Source organism: Micromonospora sp. WMMD1102 (assembly GCF_029626265.1).
Lineage (GTDB): Bacteria > Actinomycetota > Actinomycetes > Mycobacteriales > Micromonosporaceae > Plantactinospora.
In genome coordinates, this window is record NZ_JARUBN010000001.1 from 6,305,546 (window position 1) to 6,319,793 (window position 14,248).

General features: G+C 73.2%; 15 protein-coding genes. 6 read left to right on the plus strand and 9 right to left on the minus strand.

The genetic code is table 11. From position 1 onward, the window contains the following. The first annotated feature begins 14 nt into the window (after positions 1–14). Positions 15–470 carry a DUF1801 domain-containing protein gene (locus O7626_RS28310; protein WP_278064122.1) on the plus strand — a complete coding sequence of 152 codons (456 nt, stop codon included), beginning with the start codon at positions 15–17 and terminating at the stop codon, positions 468–470. Between the two features lie 91 nt (positions 471–561). Here the strand turns inward: O7626_RS28310 and O7626_RS28315 are convergent, their stop codons facing one another. From O7626_RS28315 to eno, 6 genes are all read right to left on the minus strand, one after another. Further along, the gene (locus O7626_RS28315; protein WP_278064123.1) at positions 562–1,461 is read right to left on the minus strand and encodes a DUF559 domain-containing protein; all 900 of its coding nucleotides are present in this window, start codon (positions 1,459–1,461) and stop codon (positions 562–564) included. Between the two features lie 160 nt (positions 1,462–1,621). Continuing rightward, a complete protein-coding gene (locus O7626_RS28320) occupies positions 1,622–2,569 on the minus strand; it encodes a Ppx/GppA phosphatase family protein (RefSeq protein ID WP_278066347.1) in 948 nt (315 codons plus the stop codon). A 117-nt stretch (positions 2,570–2,686) separates the two neighbouring features. Next, positions 2,687–3,235 carry an amino-acid N-acetyltransferase gene (locus tag O7626_RS28325; protein WP_278066348.1) on the minus strand — a complete coding sequence of 183 codons (549 nt, stop codon included), beginning with the start codon at positions 3,233–3,235 and terminating at the stop codon, positions 2,687–2,689. A gap of 26 nt (positions 3,236–3,261) precedes the next feature. After that, complete coding sequence (locus tag O7626_RS28330; protein WP_278066349.1) at positions 3,262–3,837, minus strand: DUF501 domain-containing protein; 576 nt, start codon at positions 3,835–3,837, stop codon at positions 3,262–3,264. Between the two features lie 32 nt (positions 3,838–3,869). Then, on the minus strand, positions 3,870–4,544 hold the full coding sequence (locus tag O7626_RS28335) for a septum formation initiator family protein (protein ID WP_278064124.1): 675 nt from the start codon (positions 4,542–4,544) through the stop codon (positions 3,870–3,872). 66 nt (positions 4,545–4,610) lie between these two features. After that, complete coding sequence (gene eno / locus O7626_RS28340) at positions 4,611–5,894, minus strand: phosphopyruvate hydratase (RefSeq protein ID WP_278064125.1); 1,284 nt, start codon at positions 5,892–5,894, stop codon at positions 4,611–4,613. Positions 5,895–6,149: 255 nt separating this feature from the next. Between eno and O7626_RS28345 the strand changes: the two genes are divergently transcribed. Further along, entirely contained in the window at positions 6,150–6,863 is a 714-nt protein-coding gene (locus O7626_RS28345) for a hypothetical protein (RefSeq protein ID WP_278064126.1), read from the plus strand. A 24-nt stretch (positions 6,864–6,887) separates the two neighbouring features. Here the strand turns inward: O7626_RS28345 and O7626_RS28350 are convergent, their stop codons facing one another. After that, positions 6,888–8,531, minus strand: a complete 1,644-nt coding sequence (locus O7626_RS28350) for a DUF885 domain-containing protein (RefSeq protein ID WP_278064127.1) — start codon at positions 8,529–8,531, stop codon at positions 6,888–6,890. 139 nt (positions 8,532–8,670) lie between these two features. Between O7626_RS28350 and O7626_RS28355 the strand changes: the two genes are divergently transcribed. The 4 genes from O7626_RS28355 to O7626_RS28370 all read left to right on the plus strand — a co-directional run bounded on the left by O7626_RS28355 (position 8,671) and on the right by O7626_RS28370 (position 12,455). Continuing rightward, on the plus strand, positions 8,671–9,720 hold the full coding sequence (locus tag O7626_RS28355) for a DMT family transporter (RefSeq protein WP_278064128.1): 1,050 nt from the start codon (positions 8,671–8,673) through the stop codon (positions 9,718–9,720). A gap of 10 nt (positions 9,721–9,730) precedes the next feature. Further along, positions 9,731–10,903 carry a glycoside hydrolase family 3 N-terminal domain-containing protein gene (locus O7626_RS28360; protein ID WP_278064129.1) on the plus strand — a complete coding sequence of 391 codons (1,173 nt, stop codon included), beginning with the start codon at positions 9,731–9,733 and terminating at the stop codon, positions 10,901–10,903. Between the two features lie 98 nt (positions 10,904–11,001). Beyond that, entirely contained in the window at positions 11,002–11,583 is a 582-nt protein-coding gene (locus O7626_RS28365) for a redoxin family protein (RefSeq protein ID WP_278064130.1), read from the plus strand. 8 nt (positions 11,584–11,591) lie between these two features. After that, the gene (locus O7626_RS28370) at positions 11,592–12,455 is read left to right on the plus strand and encodes a cytochrome c biogenesis protein CcdA (protein WP_278066350.1); all 864 of its coding nucleotides are present in this window, start codon (positions 11,592–11,594) and stop codon (positions 12,453–12,455) included. 51 nt (positions 12,456–12,506) lie between these two features. Here O7626_RS28370 and O7626_RS28375 read toward each other — a convergent pair whose 3' ends face one another. Together O7626_RS28375 and O7626_RS28380 are read right to left on the minus strand one after the other, a co-directional pair. After that, positions 12,507–13,502, minus strand: coding sequence for a nucleoside triphosphate pyrophosphohydrolase (locus O7626_RS28375; RefSeq protein ID WP_278066351.1), 996 nt, complete (start codon positions 13,500–13,502; stop codon positions 12,507–12,509). 8 nt (positions 13,503–13,510) lie between these two features. Beyond that, complete coding sequence (locus tag O7626_RS28380; protein WP_278064131.1) at positions 13,511–14,245, minus strand: hypothetical protein; 735 nt, start codon at positions 14,243–14,245, stop codon at positions 13,511–13,513. Positions 14,246–14,248 lie beyond the last annotated feature (3 nt).

A 14,248-nucleotide genomic window follows, 5' to 3' on the forward strand; every position in this document is an offset into this window, starting at 1 on the left:
GGGAGATGTCAGGCATGAGCAACAGCGACAACAGCAGTTACCAGGGTTTCAGCGCCGAAGAGCGTGCCGCGATGAAGGAACACGCCCAGGAGCAGAAGAAGGCGGCAGCACGCCGTGGCTCGCGGGCGGACAAGGCGGCGGAGGCGGAGCGGGACGTACTCGCGAAGATCGCCGAGATGCAGGATTCGGACCGGATCATGGCCGAACGCATCCATGAGGTGGTCACCGCCAGCGCCCCCGCGCTCGCCTCGAAGCTCTGGTACGGGATGCCCGCCTACACCCTCGACGGCAAGATCATCTGCCACTTCCAGCCCGCCGCCAAGTTCAAGACGCGCTACGCCACGCTCGGCTTCAGCGATCACGCCAACCTGGACGAGGACGCGATCTGGCCCACCGCCTTCGCCATCGCCACGCTCACCCCCGAGGTGGAGGCCCACCTCACCGCCCTCGTGCAACGCGCCACCACCTGACGCGGGGGGTGGGGGCCCACAGTTTCCGGGAAAGAGTGGCCTCAAGCCCGTCGAGTAGCCACTCTTTCCCAGAAACTGTGGGCAGCCCCCCTCAGCGAGCGCGACGGAGTCGGAAGGCGGCACGGAGGTCGCGGACGATGCCGTCGAGGTCGGTGGTTAGGCGGTGGGCGGTTACGTGCAACACCAGCCAGCCGGTGATGGTTATCCGGTTGAGGCGTTGGCGGTCGCGGTGGAACGGGGCTCGGTCGTTGTGCCAGAGACCGTCGTACTCGACCGCGATCCGGACCTCCGGCCAGGCCAGGTCGACCCGGGCCACGAAGCCGCCCCGGTCCCGGATTACGTACTGGGTCTCCGGCCGGGGCAGCCCGGCGAGGACCAGCCGGACCCGGAGCCGGGACTCCTGCGGGGACTCACTACCGGGATCGGCCAGCTCGACGGCGCGTTGCAGCAGCCGCCACCCCCGGGCACGAGCCCGGCTCAGGGCATAGCTTCGCAGTTCCGGTACGGTGACGATCCGCCCGGCGAGGAACTGGTCGACCAGCGTGACGGCCTCGACCAGATCGAGCCAGCAGGCCAGGTCCCAGCAGGTGCGCCCGGGGATCGTCACGGGAATTCCCCGCCGGGACCGGACGTCGCCGGGGGTCAGAGTCCCGGTGTGCACCCGGAGCCCGGCCATCGGACCGAGTCGGGTACCAGCCGGCACCAGCACCTCGACCGGTGCGTCCGGCTCGGTGAGGTTCGTGACGCCGTACAGCACGGCGGCCGAACGTCCGGCGATCGCCGCACCCGGGGGTAGCAGCCACCGCGCGACGACAGCGCAGCGGGTGTGGTGCGGCACGGCCAGCTCGGCGTCCGCGTAGATGCCCCGGAACAGCGGGCGCCACGCGGAACTGCGGAGGTCGTTCTTCGTCAACAGGCCACGGGCGACTGCCCAGGAACCCCGGAAGATGCGCCCGCGCAGTTCCGGCGGGCGTCGAGCCAGTCTGGACATCCCGCCACGCTGTCCCCACCCCCACGGATCCGCGCCGCCCCCGTTGCGCGCCCTGTGCATAACCCCCACTCCTGTGGACAAGGGGGCTCCCACCAAGTTCCGGGAAAGAGTCCTCTTCGCCAGGGGCGGAGGGGACTCTTTCCCGGAATCAGCGGCTTGCTCAGCGGGTGAGGCTGTAGGCGATGCCGTCGAGGATGTCGCGCTCGCTGGCGATCACCGAGGTCATGCCGGTGCGCTCCATGACGATCTTCAGGACCAGGGCGCCGGCGACGATCACGTCGGCCCGGCCGGGGTGCATCACCGGGATCGTCAGCCGCTCCGCCGACGAGCGGACCAGCAGTTCGTCGGTCACCCTCGCCACGTCGGCGTACGGGATGCGGGAGTGGTGGATCCGGTCCGGGCGGTACTCCGACAGGCCCAGGGCGATCCCGGCGACCGTGGTCACCGAACCGGCCAGCCCGATCAGGGTGGCCGCCTCCCGTCCCGGCACCACCGAAAGGGCCCGGTCCACCGCCGCCGTGATGTCCGCCTCGGCCGCCGCCAACTGCTCCGGCGTCGGCGGATCGCCGGGCAGGTGCCGCTCCGTCATCCGGACACAGCCGATGTCCACCGAGATCGCCGCGTCCACGGTCGCCGCCCCGCCACCGACCGGCCGCCCGCCGGCGACGAACTCCGTCGAACCGCCGCCGATGTCGACCACCAGGTAGGGCGCCGGGACGTCGGGGCCGAGTCCGCGTACCGCACCGGTGAAGGAGAGCCTGGCCTCCTCGTCGCCGGTCACCACCTCCGGCTCGACACCGATCGCGTCCACCACCATCGCCCGGAACTCGTCGGCGTTGGCGGCGTCCCGGGACGCGGAGGTGGCACACATGCGTACGTCGGAGACGCCGAGCGACTCGATCGACTCGGCGTACCCGAGCAGGGCCCGGCAGGTCCGCTCCAGCGCCTCCGGCGCGATCCGGCCGGTCCGGTCGAGGTCCTGGCCGAGCCGGACGATCTCCATCCGCCGGACCACGTCGACCAGCTCGGCTTCCGGCCCGGCGGACGGGTCCGGCAGGTCGGCCACGAGCAGCCGGATCGAGTTCGTGCCGCAGTCGATCGCGGCCACCCGGTTCTTCACGATCTTCACCCTACGTCGTCGGGGTCGCGGCGACCGGTCGTCGTCGCGGCGGGAGGTCGCCGGGGTCGCGGCGGAAGGGTCGTCGGGGTCGCGGCGGAAGGTCGCTCAGAGCCGGAGCAGCATCCGGACGTTGCCGAGGGTGTTCGGCTTGACCCGTTCCAGCCCGAGGAACTCGGCGACGCCCTCGTCGTACGAGCGGAGCAGTTGCTCGAAGACCGGCTGCGGCACCGGTGCGCCGTCGATCTCCACGAACCCGAAGCTGGCGAAGAACCGGGTCTCGAAGGTGAGCACGAAGACCCGGGCGACGCCCAGTTCCCGGGCGGTGGTCAGCAGTTCCGCCACGATCCGCTGGCCGATCTTCCGCCCCCGGTACGCCGGGTGCACCGCCACGGTCCGGATCTCGGCCAGGTCCTCCCACATCACGTGCAGGGCGCCACAGCCGATCACCGTGCCGTCGTCGGCCGGGTCGGCCGCGACCCAGAACTCCTGGACGTCCTCGTAGAGCGTGACGGTGGCCTTGCTGAGCAGCCGCCGCTCGGGGCTGTAGGTGTCGATCAGGTCGCGGATCCCGCGTACGTCGGCGGTCCGGGCCCGCCGGATCACCAGCTCGGCCGGCACCGGCACCGCGCCGATCCCGCGATCGCCGTCGGTCATCCGGCCGGCTCCGTGGTCGGCGTCGGTCATCCGGCCGGCTCCGCCGAGCGGGCCGAGGGCGCCGGCTCGACGCACGGGCCGCCGGCCCACCACTGTTCGAGCAGCTCCAGCACCTCGTCGCCGAACGGGTTGACCCCGGGACCGGCGGCCAGCGCGTGCCCGAGGTGCACGTGCAGGCACTTCACCCGGCCAGGCATGCCGCCGGCCGAGATGCCGTCGATCTCCGGCACGGTGCCGATCGCCTCCCGCCGGGCCAGGTAGTCGCGGTGCGCCGCCCGGTAGTGCTCGGCCAGCTCCGGGTCGGCGGCCAGCCGCTCCTGCATCTGCCGCATCAGCCCGGCCGACTCCAGCCGGCTGCACCCGGCGACCGCACGCGGGCAGGTCAGGTAGAACAGCGTCGGGAACGGGGTGCCGTCGGCGAGCCGCGGGGTGGTCTCCACCACGTCGGGCTGGCCGCACGGGCAGCGGTGCGCCACCGCCCGGGTGCCGCGCGGGGTCCGGCCGAGCTGGGCGGCGACGGCCGCCAGGTCCGCGCCGGTTGCCGGCTCCCGCACCGGTGCCGGCACGCCGGCCGCCGCCGGCTCCGCGCCGGCACGGTCCACCGCACCGGGTACGCCGGCCGAATCGGAACCGCTCACCGGCCGGCCTTGTCCGGCTCGTTGGCCGCCTGCACGCTGGACCAGAGGGTGTCGTACCACGGCTTCGCGGGCTGCTCGGCCGTCTTCGGGTCGACCCCGGCGTCCCGGTCGGCGCCCTTGCGGTCGGTGAGCACCACCAGCGGCACCTCGCCGGGCAGCACCATGTAGAACCGCTCCCTCGCCTGGATCTTGACGTACTCCGGGTCGTCCCAGAGCGCCGCCTCCTCGGTCAGGTCGCCGATGAGTTCCCGCTGCGCCTGCTGGGCCGCCTCGATCCGGGCGATGTCGGACTGCTGGTCGAGATAGACCCGGACCGGGTATGTGTACGCGAGCGCCAACGCCACCAGTACGCCGACGAGCACCGTCGCGCGGCCGGTGTAGCGCCGGGGGTGCTGGGCGTACGTCCGCTTCACCGCTCGGGCGGCCACGGGCCGGCGGGCGGCGGCGGGCCGGCTGCCCGAGCGGGCGTCGCCGCCCCGGCCGGTGCCGCCGGCCCGGGTGGCCCCGGTCGCCCGGGTGGTCCCGGCGGAGCGGGCCTGGCCCTGGCGCGGCTCGGCCCGGTTGCCCGGTTCCCGGCCCGTGCGGCGGTCGGTCCGGGACGTCCCGGACCGGCCAGCACGATCCGGCCGTCGAGCCGGGCCCTGCCCGCTCGGCGTACGGCGTTGCGTCATCGCCGTCGCACCCCTCCCCCGAAGGCTGACCCGGTCAGTTCGAAAGCCTCTCAGTCCGAAAGCCGCTCAGTTCGAACGGTAACGCGGGAACGCGCCGGTGCCGGCGTACCGCGCCGCGTCGGCCAGCTCCTCCTCGATCCGGAGCAGCTGGTTGTACTTCGCCACCCGGTCCGAGCGGGCCGGCGCACCGGTCTTGATCTGGCCGCAGCCGGTCGCCACGGCCAGGTCGGCGATGGTGGTGTCCTCGGTCTCGCCGGAACGGTGGCTCATCATGCACTTGAAGCCGGCCCGGTGCGCCATGTCGACCGCCTCGAACGTCTCGGTGAGCGAACCGATCTGGTTCACCTTGACGAGTACGGCGTTCGCGCTCCGCTCGGCGATGCCCCGGGCGATCCGCTGCGGGTTGGTGACGAAGAGGTCGTCGCCGACGATCTGGATCCGCTCGCCGAGCGAACCGGTCAGCCCGGCCCAGCCGGACCAGTCGTCCTCGGAGAGCGGGTCCTCGATCGAGACGATCGGGTACTCGTCGGCCAGCTTGTGGTAGTAGGCGGTCATCTCGTCCGCCGTCTTGCTGCCGCCCTCGAAGGTGTAGACCCCGTCGGCGAAGAACTCGGTGGCGGCCACGTCGAGCGCGAAGACGATGTCGGTGCCGAGCCGGTAGCCGGTCTTCTCGACCGCCTCGCCGATCAGGTCCAGCGCGGTGGAGTTGGTCGGCAGGTCGGGGGCGAAGCCGCCCTCGTCGCCGAGGCCGGTGTTCAGGCCCTTCTTCTTCAGCACCGACTTGAGCGCGTGGTAGACCTCGGCGCCCGAGCGCAGCGCCTCGCGGAACGAGGGCGCGCCGATCGGGGCGATCATGAATTCCTGCACGTCGACGTTGGAGTCGGCGTGCGCGCCGCCGTTGAGGATGTTCATCATCGGCACCGGCAGCAGGTGCGCGTGCGGGCCGCCCAGGTAGCGGAAGAGGCTCAGCTCGGCGCTGCTCGCCGCGGCCTTGGCCACCGCCAGCGAGACCCCGAGGATGGCGTTCGCGCCCAGCTCCGACTTGCTGTCGGTGCCGTCGATGTCGAGCATCTTCTGGTCGATCAGCCGCTGCTCGCTGGCCTCGTAGCCGACGAGCTGGTCGACGATCCGCTCCTCGATGTTGGCGACCGCCTTCTCCACGCCCTTGCCGTTGTAGCGGTCGGAGTCGCCGTCGCGCAGCTCGATCGCCTCGAAGGCCCCGGTGGACGCGCCGGACGGCACCGCGGCCCGGCCGACCGTACCGTCGTCCAGCCCGACCTCGACCTCGACGGTCGGGTTGCCGCGCGAGTCGAGAATCTCCCGGGCGACGATCTGTTCGATGGTGGCCACTGTCCTGCTCCTCAAGAATTGAAGTCGATCCATCGACAGTCGATCCATCGACAGTCGCTGGCGGTCCGTCCCCGTCGCGGCGGTGCGGCGCAGGCTCCCGCAGGGCAGCCTATCGGTCGGGTCCGGGGCGCCGGGCGTTGCCTCCGACTCCCGGCCGTCGGGCCGAGCCGGCCGGAGGAGACATTTGCGGATCTCCTTCACAGTACGTGGGAACCGGTTTGCGCGCGCTTGACCCGATCGTGAAGGCTGTGGGCCATGCCGGTTGTGTCTAACCCACTCCGGGCACTCGCGGGGGCGCTCATTTCCGTACTGGTGGTCTCGGGGTGTCAGTCCCTCGACGACGCCGGTCGGGTGATCGGCCGGGCCGACCTGGTCAACGACCTGGCCGCCCGGCTGGACCGGTCGACCGAGCTGACCTACTCGGCCGACTACCAGCTCCCCGGTGGCCGGAACGCCTCGATCTCGCAGTCGCAGGACCCGTTGCGGGCCGCGTACACCTATCCCGGCGGCAAGCTGACCGTCACCGCCGACGCGACCACGGCCTGTGACACCAGCAGCAGGAAACCGACCTGCACCCTCACCGCGCCGCCCGCTCCGAACGCCAAGCCGTCGGTCACCGTCTTCGCGGACATGCGCAAACGCGGCCTGGTCACCCCGCCGGTGGTGGTCGGCCTGCTCACCGCCGCCGCGCTGGACCCGGACGCGACGATCCGGCAGTACGACACCACGGTGGCCGGACGGCACGCCACCTGCGTGGAGGTCGACCAGCTCAGTGACGCCGAGACGGCCGCCTTCGACGCCTGCATCACCGGCGAGGGCGCACTGGGCAGCTTCACCGGCACGGTCGACGGCACCGAACTGGAGGTGGCGCTGAGCCGCTACCGGGACGCGGTGCAGACCGGCGCCTTCGACCTGCCGGCCGGTGCCGGACTGATCGACCGACGCGCCGACGGCCAGCCGCCCGTCTGAGCCTGAGCCCGGGCTCGCCCGCTCTCAGGCCAGCCCGTACCCGTCGTCGTCCAGGCCGAGCAGGGCGGGCAGGTGGCGTGGTGCCGGCGAGCCGTGCGCCAGCATCGCGTCGTGCCACTGCCGCACCGGCACCCCGTCGGGGCGGCGCGCGGCGATCCCGGCGACCTGGTGGTAGCCGACGAAATAGGTGGAGAGCTGGGTCGAGGTGAGCTGGGCCCGCCGCCACTTGCCGGCCGCCTCGCCCTCCTCCTGGAAGCCCCGCCCGGTCATCAGCGCCAGCGCGTCGGACTCGGTCAGCTCCTCGCAGTGCGTCAACTGGTCGAGGATGGCGTTGATGGTCATCCGGAGCTGCATCTTGAGCTGTTGCAGGCGGACCGCCAGGCCGCCGAAGCCCCGGGCCGCCATCGCCTCCTCGGCGTAGACCGCCCAGCCCTCGACGAAGGTGCCCGAGTGGCCGAGCGCGCGGGCCCGGCTGCTGCCCCGGTAGCGCCGGGCGTGCGCGAGCTGGAGGAAGTGCCCCGGCACCGCCTCGTGCACCGTCAGGTTGCGGATCATGTGGTCGTTGTACTCCCGGAAGAACGAGTCGACCCGGGCCGCCGGCCAGTCCGCCGGGGTCGGCGCGATGCAGTAGTACGTCGGCACGGCTGCCGGTTCCAGCGGCCCCGGCGCGTCGCAGTAGGCGACCGCGACCCCCCGGTCGTGCTCCGGCATCTCCCTGATCACACAGGCGTCGTCGACCAGCGACACCAGTTCGGTGTCGGCGACGAAGTCGAGCACCTCGCCGAGGGTGGTCCGGGCCAGCGGCACCACCGAGGAGTTGTCCGGGCGCTCGTCGGCGAGCAGGCCCAGCGCCTGGCGTACCGTCTCGTCGGTGGCCGGGCCGCCGACCAGCTCGACCGCTGCCGCGCGGATCTCCTCGGTGACCCGCTCCAGGTTCGTCCAGGCCGAGTCGAGCACCTGCCGGGCGCCGAGTTGGGTGTCCAGGGTGTGCCAGAGCCGCGCCTCCCAGAGCCGGCGCCCCAGCCGGGGGTCCCGGCCCGGTACGGTGTCGTCGCGCAGCCCGGACCGGAGCCGGTCGGCGAACCCGGTCAGCTCGCGGACCGCCTCCCGGGCGACCGGCTCGACCGTGTCCCGCAGCCCGGGCGCCTCGGCCAGCAGCGCCGGCACCTGGTCCCGGACCAGCGCCGCCGTCCCCTCGAACTGCCCGACGGCGGTCTCGGCGTGGATCCGGGGCACGTCGCGGAGCACCGCCCGGGCCGTGGCCAGCGCGTCGGGTACGGCGGCCAGCCGCCCGGCCAGGCTGGTCAGCCGCACCTCGGCCGGGGCGAACGGCCGGGCCAGGAGCGCGTGCAGCAGCGACCCGGGGTTGTGCGCCAGGGGGTTCCACTCGTACGCCCGCACCTCGGTCAGCTCGAAGATCCCCCGGTCCACGAGTGCGGTGAGCACCTCGTGGTCCACCCGTTCCGGTATGTCCAGCTCCTCGGCGTCCACCTCGGAGAGCGCGTGTGCGGCGTCCCGCAGCATCGCCACCCGGCCGGCGACCGCCTCGGCGGAAGGGTCCGGCAACCGGTCGTCGAACCGGTGGTCGCCGACCGAGGAGGCCAGCTCGGGGTCGCTGGCCAGCAGGGCGTCGACGATCCGTTCGGCGAGCGGGACGAAAGGCGGCATGGGGCAAACCTAGACGACCAGTCCGCGCGCCGAGGGCCGGTACGCACCGCTCCGACGACCACGCACTCGCCAATGGCCCTGTCGAAACGCTGTTGTTTGGCTCTGTCACATGGACCAAACGCCCCCTAACGTCGGTCTGGTGAAGATCTCGAACCCGGCCGCGGTGCTGCTCTGCGTCAGCGGGATGGTGCTGGTCGGCAGCTCCGTCTCGATCAGCCAACTCGTCCTCGACTATCCGCACCTGACCGGCCAGGCGGCCCGGTACGCGCTCGCCGCCGCCGTACTCTTCGGGCTGCTCCGCCGCTTTCCCGGACTGCTGGCCGGCGGCACGCCCCCGCCCGGCCGGCCGAACCGGCGGGAACTGGTCGTGCTCACCACCCTCGCGCTGACCGGGATGGCCGGGTTCAACGCCTGCATCCTGGTCGCGCTGCCACACGCCGACCCGGCGGTGGTCGGCACCTTCATCGGCGCCGCACCGCTCGGACTCGCCCTGCTCGGCCCGCTCACCGCCGGCCGGCGACCGGCGCTGCGGCTGGTCGGGGCGGCCGGGATCGTCGTCGCGGGCACCGTACTGGTGCAGGGCAGCGGCCGGGCCGACGCGGTGGGCATCGTCGCCTCGCTCGGCGCGTTCGGCGGCGAGATCGCGTTCTCGCTGCTGGCCGCCGTCGTACTCCCCCGGCTCGGGCCGGTACGCGTCGCGGCGTACAGCTGTGGGCTGGCCGTACCGCTGCTGCTGGTCGCGGCAGTCCTCGCGGGTGAACCGGCCCGGTGGCGGCTGCCCACCCAGGCCGAGACCGCCGCGTTCGGCTACCTGGCGGCGATGATGACGGTGGTCGCCTTCCTCGCCTGGTTCACCGGGTTGCGCGCGCTCGGGGTGGACCGGGCCGGGGTACTCGTCGGGCTGATGCCGATCGCCACCCTGCTCACCGCGGCGGTCCAGGCCGGCCGGCCGCCGGACCTCGGGCAGAGCGCCGGGGTGCTGGTCGCGGCGGCCGGCATCGCCGTCGGCATGACCGCCGGCCGCCGCCACCGCGACCGCGACCGCCGTGACCGCGACCGTCACCGCGAACGTGGAACCTCCGCCGCGAGCGGCACCGGCGTGGGCGCGGACGACACGGGGGTGGTCGGGAGCGGCGTGGGCGTGGGCGGTACCGGCATTGTCCGGCGCGGGGGCGGTGACCGACCGTAGCGTGGGTCGGGTGAAGGGTCCTCGCCTCAGCCGCCGACGACTGCTCGCCGGCCTCGGTTCGGCCACGGTGGTGGCCGCCGCCGGCTGCGGCGGTGCCGAGACGCCGGCCCGGATCGCCGCCACCCCGTCCCGGCGGCCCGGTCCGGGCCGGCGGGACGAGACCGCGCTCCGCCGCAAGATCGCCAGCCTGCTGGTGGTCGGCTTCCGGGGCCAGCAGGCGTCCGAGGCCGACTGGGTCGTCAAGGCGATCCGGGAAGGTCTCGGCGGCGTCATTCTCTTCGACCGCGACATCAAGACCGACGCGGTACGCAACATCAGCTCGCCCGGCCAGGTGACCGCGCTGGTGAAGGCACTCAAACAGGCCTCGCGCGGCCGGCTGCTCGTCACGATCGACCAGGAGGGCGGCCGGGTCGCCCGGCTCAACCCCGGCAACGGCTTCCCGGCCAGCCGCTCCGAGGCCGAGATCGGCCGGGCCGACTCGATCCCGACCACCCGGGCCTGGGCCGAAGGACTGACCCGCAGCCTCACCTCGATCGGGGCGAACCTCAACTACGCCCCGGTGGTCGACCTGAACCTGCGCCCGGACGGCCCGGCCGTCGGTGCGCTCGAACGCAGCTTCTCGGCCAACCCGGACGTGGTGGTCCGGAACGCGACCGAGGAGGTACGGGTGCACCGGGCCGCCGGGATCCGCACCTCGCTCAAGCACTTCCCGGGCCTCGGCAGCGCGACCGGGAACACCGACTTCACCGCCGTCGACGTCACCGACTCCTGGCGGGAGACCGAACTCGAACCGTTCCGGAAACTGATCGCCAACGGGGCCACCGACTCGATCCTGGTCGGGCACGTACTTCACCGGAAGCTCGACCCGGACCGGCCCGCCTCGCTGTCCCGGGCGGTCGTCACCGACCTGCTGCACGACCGGCTCGGCTGGCGCGGCCCGGTGGTCAGCGACGACATCCAGGCCGTGGCGGTCACCAGCCGGTTCGGCCGGGACGAGGCGGTGGCGCTGGCCCTGACGGCCGGCGTCGACCTGCTGGTCTTCGGCAACCAGCAGGAGTACGACCCGAACGTCGTCGGGCAGACCCTGGACAACGTCGTCGGGCTGGTCCGCTCGGGCCGGCTCACCGAGCAGCGGATCGACCAGGCGGTGGCCCGGGTCGACATGCTCCGCCCGAAGGGCTGACCGGCACAGCACGGGCAGACGTAAGCAGCCGGTAAGAATCGCACCGTCCCCACTGTGGATAGATTTGCCTGCACCTGACGGAAGCACTTGGAGGTCGGATGACAGGGGCAGGTCGGGCGGGAGCCCTCCTCGTCGCCGGCACGCTCGCCCTGGCGGGCTGCGCGACGGACGCCGGGACGGGAGCCGGGACGGGCGGCAGCACGACGCCGGCCGCGTCGCCGAGTTCCACTCCGGCACCGGCCGGGACGGGTACACCGGCGACCACCGGCGCCGTGCCGGAGACGCTGCGGTTCACCGCCGCCACGGTGACCGGTGAGCAGTTCGACGCCGCCACCCTGCACGGCCGGCCGGTCGTGCTCTGGTTCTGGGCAGCCTGGTGTCCCCGCTGCCGGGCCGCCGCCGACGATGTCGCGAGGCTGCGGCAGAGCCACGCCGACCGGGTACACGTGGTCGGCGTCGCCGGCCTGGACAGCGGCGAGGACGCCATGCGCGAGTTCGTCACCGGCCAGGGCATCGACGGCTTCGTCAACCTCGCCGACGACAAGGGCGAGGTCTGGCGGCGGTTCGGCGTCACCAGTCAGGAGTACTACGTACTGCTCGACGCCGCCGGCAAGGTCGCGTACAAGGGGACCCTGACCCCGGGCGCGCTGCGCGAGCGGGTCGCCACACTGGCCGGGTGACCGGCCCGGTGCTCGACGCCCCGTACGCCCTGGCCCTCGCCGCCGGGCTGCTGGCCGCGGTCAACCCGTGCGGGTTCGCGTTGCTGCCCGCGTACCTGTCGTTCCTGGTACTGGCCGACGACGACGCCGGCCGGTCCCGGGCGATCGGCCGGGCGCTCTGGTCGACCCTGGCGATGACCACCGGCTTCGTCGCGGTCTTCGGCGCGTTCGGTCTGCTCGCCGCGCCGGTGGCCGGCCTGCTCGCCCAGCACCTGCCCTGGGTGGGCATCGTGGTCGGCCTGGCCCTCGTCGGGTTCGGCGCCTGGCTGCTGGCCGGTCGCGAGTTGCCCAGCGCCGTTCCCAAGGTCGGTGCGAGCCCGGAGCTGACCCGCCGGTTCGGTTCCATGGCACTCTTCGGCGCCTCCTACGCCATCGCGTCCCTGGGTTGCACCGTCGGCCCGTTCCTCGCCGTGGTGGTGGCGGGGTTCCGCACCGACTCGATCGGCGCCGGGATCGGTCTCTTCCTCGCGTACGCCGCCGGCATGGCCCTGGTGGTCGGGCTGGCCGCGCTGGCGGTGGCGCTGGCCAAGGTCTCGCTGGTCCGTCGTCTGCGCCGGGCGGCACCGGTGGTCGGCCGGGTCGCCGGCGGGCTGCTGGTGCTGGCCGGCGGCTACGTCGCCTGGTACGGCTGGTACGAGATCCGGGTCTTCCGGGGTGCGGTCGACGCCGACCCCGTCGTCGACACCGCCGCCACCGTGCAGACCACGATCACCGGCTGGCTGGACAGCCTGGGACCCGGCCCGATCGCGCTCGGCTTCACCGCACTGCTGCTCGCCGGCACCGCAGCAGGAACGACGCTGCGGGTCCGGCGCAGGGCCCGCCGGGAGAGCTGAGATCTCCTCCGCTGTCAACCGCCCGGCTCGCTGTCAACCGCCCGGCTCCCGTCAGCCGCCCGGCTCGCTGTCGGCACGCTCCGCCGCCCGGACCGCCGCTGCGTAGTCCAGGATCGCCCGGCGCAACGCCGCCTCGGCGTCCAGCCCGGCTGCCTGGGCACCTGCCACCGTCGCCAGCAGGCTCGCACCCAGCCTGGCCGTCTCGTCCGCACCGGCAGCCGGCTCCGGCGGCGGCACGGCGAGCCCGGACCGGGCGACCCGGTGCAGCACCTTCGCCGCCAGCGCCAACGCCGGCTGGGAGAACGCGACGCCGTCGAGTAGCGAGTCCCGGGGCTTCTCGGCCTGCTTGATCCGCTCCCAGTTGTCCACGATCTCGTCGATGCCGGCGACCTCGGTGCCGGCGAAGACGTGCGGGTTGCGCCGCACCATCTTCGCCACCAGCCCACCGGCGACGTCGTCGATCGACCACCGCTCGCCCTCGGGCAGGTTCTCCGCCAGCCGGGCGTGCAGCACCACCTGCAACAGCACGTCGCCAAGCTCCTCGCGGAGCGCGCCGAGGTCGTCGGCGACGATCGCGTCGTACGCCTCGTAGCACTCCTCCAGCAGGTACCGCGCCAGGGAGGCGTGGGTCTGGGCCCGCTTCCACGGGTCACCGCCGGGTGATGCGAGCCGGTCCATCACCTCGACCGCGTCCAGCAGCCGGGCGCCGGGCGGATCCCAGGAGCCGTACATCAGCTCCAACTCGGCCAGCCCGGGTTGGCGGGCCAGTCGCAGCCCCAGCTCGCGGGCCAGGTCCTCGTCGCCGGCCGGACCGGCCAGCCAGACCGCCGTACCGTGCTCGGCGACCGTGGCCAGCAGATCGGCCACCGGGGTCGAGGTGAGCCGCACCTCGGCACCGGCCGCGCGTACCGCCGTGGCCAGTTCACTTCCCGCGCCGGCCAGCACCGGATGGTCGCGTACGACGTCCCAGGCGGGCGCGGTCAGCAGCCCGGCCGGCAGCCGGGGCGAGGTGACCAGCAGTACGATCCGGCCGGCCGGGCCGGGCAGTTCCCCGGTCAGCGGGCGTCGATCACGGTGTCGGAGCCGGCGGGGCCGATCGGCACGACAAGCGCCGGGCTGCTGTCCGAGAAGGTCAGCACCGGGTACTCCAGCGGCCGGTAACGCGGGTTGACCGTGACGTCGGTGCTCTCCAGCGCCTCGGTCAGCACGTTGCGCATGGCCAGCGCCCGGCGCAGCACGTCACCGTCGAGCTGCTGCCCGGCCTCGCCGTCCTTGGCGTCCGGCGGGATCACCCCGGCGGCCCGGCCCCGGGTCACCACGTCCAGCAGCTCCTCCTTGGTCGGCGCGACCGGCTGGGTCACCGGGATGCCGGCCCGGCAGGCGTCCAGCTCGGAGAAGAGCTGCACGTAGCGGGAGTTCGCCGGCAGGCCGGTCGCCTCGGCGACCCGCTCGACCGGGGCCTGCTCGGACGGCTTGAAGCCCTTGTCGGCGGCGAGCTTGAGGCAGACCTCCCGCATCACGAGCGTGCCGACCACCTCGGCCCGGCTCGGCGTCTTCGGCTCGGGCGCGTCCGGCGCCGGCGTGGCGCCGGCCTGCTCGATCGCGGCCGGCTCGGCGGCCGGCGAGGCCTTGCTCCGGACGTCGTCCAGCACCGAGGTCACCTCGTCCTCGGTGATCTTCTTATCCCCGAGGTAGACGGCGACGTTGGAGTCGGACCGGCAGGCGGACAGGACGGTGCTGCCGAGCACGGCGATGACCGCGATCGACGCCAGACGACGGGCACGCTGCATGCT

Excerpts from the sequence above, each read along its gene's own strand:
- O7626_RS28350 (WP_278064127.1), bottom strand. The coding sequence starts at position 8,531 with ATGCCGCCTTTCGTCCCGCTCGCCGAACGGATCGTCGACGCCCTGCTG.
- O7626_RS28365 (WP_278064130.1), top strand. The coding sequence starts at position 11,002 with ATGACAGGGGCAGGTCGGGCGGGAGCCCTCCTCGTCGCCGGCACGCTC.
- O7626_RS28310 (WP_278064122.1), top strand. The coding sequence starts at position 15 with ATGAGCAACAGCGACAACAGCAGTTACCAGGGTTTCAGCGCCGAAGAG.
- O7626_RS28325 (WP_278066348.1), bottom strand. The coding sequence starts at position 3,235 with ATGACCGACGGCGATCGCGGGATCGGCGCGGTGCCGGTGCCGGCCGAG.
- O7626_RS28315 (WP_278064123.1), bottom strand. The coding sequence starts at position 1,461 with ATGTCCAGACTGGCTCGACGCCCGCCGGAACTGCGCGGGCGCATCTTC.
- O7626_RS28335 (WP_278064124.1), bottom strand. The coding sequence starts at position 4,544 with ATGACGCAACGCCGTACGCCGAGCGGGCAGGGCCCGGCTCGACGGCCG.
- O7626_RS28380 (WP_278064131.1), bottom strand. The coding sequence starts at position 14,245 with ATGCAGCGTGCCCGTCGTCTGGCGTCGATCGCGGTCATCGCCGTGCTC.
- O7626_RS28345 (WP_278064126.1), top strand. The coding sequence starts at position 6,150 with ATGCCGGTTGTGTCTAACCCACTCCGGGCACTCGCGGGGGCGCTCATT.